The organism is Streptomyces sp. ID05-39B (genome assembly GCF_033794725.1).
GTDB classification, from domain to species: Bacteria; Actinomycetota; Actinomycetes; order Streptomycetales; family Streptomycetaceae; genus Streptomyces; species Streptomyces bobili.
In genome coordinates, this window is sequence record NZ_JARGEF010000374.1 from 1 (window position 1) to 5,463 (window position 5,463).

Annotated in this window: 6 protein-coding genes; 3 read left to right on the plus strand and 3 right to left on the minus strand. The window is 72.6% G+C overall.

Annotation, left to right across the window (positions count from 1 at the left end; all coding sequences use genetic code 11):
- The 3 genes from P1P75_RS39295 to hmgA all read right to left on the minus strand — a co-directional run.
- On the minus strand, positions 1 to 510 hold a 510-nt coding region (locus tag P1P75_RS39295), incomplete at its 3' end, for a type ISP restriction/modification enzyme (protein ID WP_319264403.1).
- Positions 511 to 522: 12 nt separating this feature from the next.
- Positions 523 to 1,272, minus strand: a complete 750-nt coding sequence (locus P1P75_RS39300; protein WP_319264404.1) for a GntR family transcriptional regulator — start codon at positions 1,270 to 1,272, stop codon at positions 523 to 525.
- Positions 1,273 to 1,300: 28 nt separating this feature from the next.
- On the minus strand, positions 1,301 to 2,620 hold the full coding sequence (gene hmgA, locus P1P75_RS39305; protein ID WP_319264406.1) for a homogentisate 1,2-dioxygenase: 1,320 nt from the start codon (positions 2,618 to 2,620) through the stop codon (positions 1,301 to 1,303).
- A gap of 161 nt (positions 2,621 to 2,781) precedes the next feature.
- Here hmgA and P1P75_RS39310 point away from each other — a divergent pair, with 161 nt between their 5' ends.
- The 3 genes from P1P75_RS39310 to P1P75_RS39320 all read left to right on the plus strand — a co-directional run.
- Positions 2,782 to 3,420, plus strand: a complete 639-nt coding sequence (locus P1P75_RS39310; protein WP_319264408.1) for a hypothetical protein — start codon at positions 2,782 to 2,784, stop codon at positions 3,418 to 3,420.
- Positions 3,417 to 4,031, plus strand: a complete 615-nt coding sequence (locus P1P75_RS39315; RefSeq protein WP_319264410.1) for a TetR/AcrR family transcriptional regulator — start codon at positions 3,417 to 3,419, stop codon at positions 4,029 to 4,031. Before P1P75_RS39310 ends, P1P75_RS39315 begins: the two co-directional genes overlap by 4 nt.
- A 104-nt stretch (positions 4,032 to 4,135) precedes the next feature.
- A partial coding sequence (locus P1P75_RS39320; protein WP_319264412.1) for a molybdopterin-dependent oxidoreductase occupies positions 4,136 to 5,463 on the plus strand: 1,328 nt, incomplete at its 3' end.

Below are 5,463 nucleotides of genomic sequence, written 5' to 3' on the forward strand. Positions count from 1 at the left end.
GCCCGGCGCGAGATTGGGTTCCGCCGCCCCGGGGCGGCGGTACAGCGGGCGGATCCGGCCGGTGCGCAGCGTCGGGAGGAGGGAGGTCGCCAGGAGGTGCGGGGCGTCCGGCGACTCCACCACGAAGACCTGGCGCGCGTCCGCCACCCGCCACAGCTCGGGGCGGGCCGCGTCGATCAGCCGGTGGTCGGGGATGAGCCACCGCTCGTCGAAGGGTGCGGCGAGGACCCGGACCGGCTCCGGGCAGGGGCCCGTGGCGCGGATCAGCCGCCCGGTCCCGGCGGCACTGCCGGGCAGCCGGCCGACCGCGGTGTGCGCGGTGCGTGAGCGGGTCGGCTCGAAGAGGGCCTCGCGGTCCGCTCCCCGCGCCTTCAGGAGGGCGTCCCAACGGGCCTTCAGGGAAGCCGGGTCGGGGTCCGTCGGCCACCCCCGGCCCAGCCGCGGCGGTGCGACGGACCACGGCATGAGGTCCGCCAGCGGCGGAGCTTCGTCGTGCGTCACGCGTGGCATCGTACGACGTGCTCAGTGGGCGTCGAGGGTGACCGTGAAGGAGAAACGGTCGCCCCGGTAGTGGATGACGGCCACGTCCAGCGGGCGGCCGGCGCTGTCGTGGGTGACGCCCGTGTAGTGCAGGATCGGGCTCAGCAGCGGCACCCCGAGCAGCCGGGCGGTCTCCGGGTCCGCGAGGCGGGCCTCGACCGTGTCGGTGATCCGGCCGATGTCCGCGCCCACGACGTCCCGCAGCACCTTCGTCATCGGCCAGCGCACCAGGTCCTGCGGGTCGATCGCCGCGGCGAGTTCCGGACGGACGTAGTTGCGGGCGTGGTTGGTCGGCTCGCCGGTCTCCTCGTCGCCGCGCAGCCGGTGGTACGTCGCCACCTCGGCCAGGTCGGGGAAGTACTCGGCGGCCTCCGCCGGGACCTCGGTCCGGCCGTGCGAGAGCAGTTCCGTCACCATGCCCGACTGCTGGGCCACGATCGCGTCGACCGAGCCCAGCAGCCGTACCGGGGCGCCCCGCTGGGCCGTCGGCTCGATGAACGTGCCGCGGCGGCGGTGCCGGGTGATCAGCCCCTCGTCCTCCAGCTCCTTGAGTGCCTGGCGCATGGTCAGCACGCTCACCCCGTAGTGCCCGGCCAACTGCTCCTCGGTGGGCAGCCGCAGGGGATCCCGGGGGGAACGGCCGAGTATCGAGGCGCGCAGCGACTGCGACACCTGGTACCAGAGCGGCAGCTTGCGATTCAGGACGATCGAGTCGGGCGCGAAGGAGGTCACGGGGCCATCCGTACCTGTCGGCGTTCCCTCAGTGCAAGGGGCGGAAGTGGCGTTCGAGGCCCGACCACACGTCGTCGTAGCCCTGTTGCAGCCGGTCCGATCCGGCCGCCTGCGAGGTGAGGGTGACCGGCCACCGCGTCTCGAACATGAAGGCCAGCCCGTCGTCGACCTTGTGCGGCACCAGCTCGGCGGCGCTCGCCCGGTCGAAGGTCTCCCGGTCCGGGCCGTGCGCCGACATCATGTTGTGCAGTGAGCCGCCGCCGGGTACGAATCCCTCCGCCTTGGCGTCGTAGGCCCCCTCGATCAGGCCCATGTACTCGCTCATCACGTTCCGGTGGAAGTACGGCGGGCGGAAGGTGTCCTCGCCCACCAGCCAGCGCGGCGCGAAGACCACGAAGTCGACGCCGGCCAGCCCCGGGGTGTCGGACGGGGACGTCAGCACCGTGAAGACCGACGGGTCCGGGTGGTCGTAGGAGATCGAGCCGATGACGTTGAAGCGGCGCAGGTCGTACACGTAGGGGACGTGGTTGCCGTGCCAGGCGACGACGTCGAGCGGTGAGTGGTCGTAGCGGGCCGTCCAGAGGTTGCCGCAGTACTTGTTCACCACCTCGACCGGGCCCTCGACATCCTCGTACGCGGCGACGGGCGCGCGGAAGTCGCGCGGGTTCGCCAGCCCGTTGGCGCCGATGGGGCCGAGGTCGGGGAGGTGGAAGGGAGCGCCGTAGTTCTCGCACACATAGCCACGGGCCGTGGCGTCGAGGAGTTCCACCCGGAAGCGGACCCCGCGCGGGATCAGGGCCACATGGCCCGGCTCGGCGTGCAGCAGGCCGAACTCCGTGCGCAGCAGCAGGCCGCCGCGCTCCGGGACGATCAGCAGCTCGCCGTCCGCGTCGCTGAACACCCGGTCCATCGAGGCGTCGGCGTGGTACAGGTGCACGGCCATGCCGGTGCGCTGGGCCGCGTCGCCGTTGCCTCCCAGGGTCCACAGGCCCTGGAGGAAGTCCGTCCCCGGAGCGGGGTCGGGGAGCGGGTTCCAGCGCAGCCGGTTCGGGTCCGCGACGGTGTCCGTGAAGGGGGCGGTGCGCAGGGCGCCGTTGTCCGTGCGGGTGAACGCCGGGTGCGCCGCCGAGGGGCGGATGCGGTACAGCCACGAGCGGCGGTTGTGGGCGCGCGGCTCGGTGAAGGCGGAGCCGCTGAGCTGCTCCGCGTACAGACCGAGGGGGGCGCGCTGCGGCGAGTTGCGGCCCTCGGGCAGGGCGCCGGGCACGGCCTCCGAGGCGTGCTCGTTGCCGAATCCCGTGAGGTACGTCAGCCCCTCCGCCGTCCTGCGTGCGTCCCCGCTGTTCATACGTGCTCCCTCGACCGCCGATTCCTCTGTATCACCGTAGGATTGCGGTTTCCCCGACGCAAGGGGTACGCGGGGTCCTCCTCTCGGAGGACGATCACCGGTGGCGGGAACCAGACCCCAGGGGGATCCCCGTGTCGTACCGGTGTTCTACGCTCCGAGGCATGTCGTGGAGTCGTGGAATCCTGCCCGCACTCGCGGTCTGTGTCCTGCTGGTGACCGGATCCGCGGGCTGCGCGTCCGATGACGCGTCCACGCCGACGGGGCAGGAGAGCGCGGTCTCGCCCTCGCCCGTCGGCAAGGTGCTGGACGACACCGACGACGACGGGCGGCACTACCGGGAGGTCGGGAAGAAGGGCGCTCCGCAGGTCGCCCTGGAGGTGGAGCCCGACACCGAGGGCGGCTGGGACGTGCGCCTGAATCTGCGCGACTTCGCCTTCTCACCGTCCGGCACCGAGGCGCGGGCGGTCAGGGGCCGCGGCCTCGCCCGGCTCTTCGCCGACGGCGAGCCCCTCGCCGACCTCCGCGACACCTCGTACCGCATCCCCGAGGGCTACCTCGCGCACGGCACCCACCAGGTCACCGCACGGCTGTACGCGGACGACGGCACGGTGTGGGCCGTCGACGGGAAGCCCGTGGAGAGCACGGCCGACATCACGGCCTCGGAACCCGAGCCGGATTCCGCGTCGGAGTCGCCGGCGGGCGATCCGGGTTCCTCGTCCCCTTCCGCGCTGAGTGCGCCGGGCACCTTCCCCCGTACCGGGGGGCAGGGTTCACCGGACCGCGGCGGAAAGGCATCATGAAGCCCGTGCCCCACGCGACCTCGCTCCGTCGCGCGCCCGTGCAGCGGCGCAGCGCCGAACGGCTGACCAGAATCCTCGACGCCTGCGCCGACCTCCTCGACGAGGTCGGCTACGACGCCCTGAGCACCCGTGCCGTCGCCCAGCGCGCCGGTGTCCCCATCGGGTCCGTCTACCGCTTCTTCGGCAACAAGAAGCAGATGGCGGACGCGCTGGCCCAGCGCAACCTGGAGCGGTACGCCGAACGCGTCACCGAGCGGCTCGGGGTGGCGCGGCCGGGAGACTGGCGGGCCGCCATGGACGCCGTGCTCGACGAGTACCTGGCCATGAAGCGCACCGCGCCCGGCTTCTCCCTCGTCGACTTCGGCAACCAGATCCCCGTCGGATCGCGCTCCGAACCCAACCACCGCGTCGCCGACCGTCTCACCGACCTCCTCTCCGGTCATCTCGGACGCAGCCCCGACGACGACCTGCGGCGTGTCTTCCTGATCGCCGTGGAGACCGCGGACACCCTCGTCCACCTGGCCTTCCGGATGGCGCCCGAGGGTGATCCGAAGGTGATCGACGAGACGCGGGAACTGCTGCGGGCGTATCTGGGACGCGTACTGGACTGAGGGACCCGGCCGATCCGTCGGCTCCTGGCCCTCCCCCACATGCGTACCGGTCGGTATGCTCGCGGGAAGAGAGCGCCACCGCCGCCGCCTTCCCTGGAGGACCCGTGTCCCGCACCGCCCTGCGAATCTGCCCCCTGTGCGAGGCCACCTGCGGGCTGACCCTGACCATCGAGGGAACCCGGGTCACCAGCGCCCGCGGCGACCGCGACGACGTCTTCAGCAACGGGTTCATCTGCCCCAAGGGTGCCTCCTTCGGCGCCGTCGACGGCGACCCCGACCGGCTGCGCACCCCCCTCGTCCGCCGGGACGGCGAACTGCGCGAGGCCACCTGGACGGAGGCCTTCGACGCCGTCGCGGCAGGCATCCGCCCGATCGTCGAGCGCCACGGCCCGCACGCGGTCGGCATCGTCCTCGGCAACCCCAACGTGCACACCATGGCCGGCGCCCTCTACCCGACGGTGCTGCTCGCCGGACTCGGCACCCGCAGCCTCTTCACCGCCTCCACGGTCGACCAGATGCCCAAGCACGTCTCCAGCGGACTTCTCTTCGGCGACGCCAACGCCATCCCCGTGCCCGACCTGGACCACACCGACCACCTCCTTCTCATCGGCGCCAACCCCCTGGAATCCAACGGGAGTCTGTGCACCGCCCCCGACTTCCCCGGCAAACTCAAGGCGCTCAAGGCCCGCGGCGGCACCCTCACCGTCATCGACCCGCGCCGCACCCGCACCGCCAAGCTCGCCGACCGGCACCTCGCGATCCGGCCCGGCACCGACGCCCTGCTGCTCGCGGCGATGGCGCAGGTGCTGTTCGAGGAAGGGCTCGTGGACCTGGGCGAGTTGAGCCCGCATGTCCAGGGCATCGACGAACTGCGGGACGCCGTACGGGAGTTCACCCCGGAGTCGGTGGCGGACGCCTGCGACGTGGACGCCGCGCTCGTGCGTACCCTGGCCCGCGAACTCGCCGCCGCCCCCACCGCGGCCGTCTACGCCCGCATCGGCAGCTGCACCGTCCCCCACGGCACCCTGGCGAGCTGGCTCGTCGACGTCCTCAACATCCTCACCGGCAACCTCGACCGGCCCGGCGGCGCCCTCTTCCCCCAGGCCGCCACCGACCGGACACCCCGGCCCGCCGGTCCCGGCCGGGGCTTCGCGCTCGGACGCTGGCACTCCCGCGTGAGCCGGCACCCCGAGGTCAAGGGCGAGCTGCCGCTCTCCGCGCTCGCCGAGGAGATCGACACCGCGACCGACGAGGGCACACCGGTCCGGGCGCTGATCACCGTGGCCGCCAACCCGGTGCTCTCCGCACCGGACGGCGACCGGCTCGACAAGGCGCTCGACTCGCTCGACTTCATGGTCAGCGTCGACCCGTACCTCAACGAGACCTCACGGGGCGCCGACGTCGTCCTGCCGCCGCCCCCGCCCTCCCAGAG

Coding starts and splice junctions, on each gene's coding strand:
- hmgA (WP_319264406.1), bottom strand. CDS start 2,620: ATGAACAGCGGGGACGCACGCAGGACGGCGGAGGGGCTGACGTACCTC.
- P1P75_RS39310 (WP_319264408.1), top strand. CDS start 2,782: ATGTCGTGGAGTCGTGGAATCCTGCCCGCACTCGCGGTCTGTGTCCTG.
- P1P75_RS39315 (WP_319264410.1), top strand. CDS start 3,417: ATGAAGCCCGTGCCCCACGCGACCTCGCTCCGTCGCGCGCCCGTGCAG.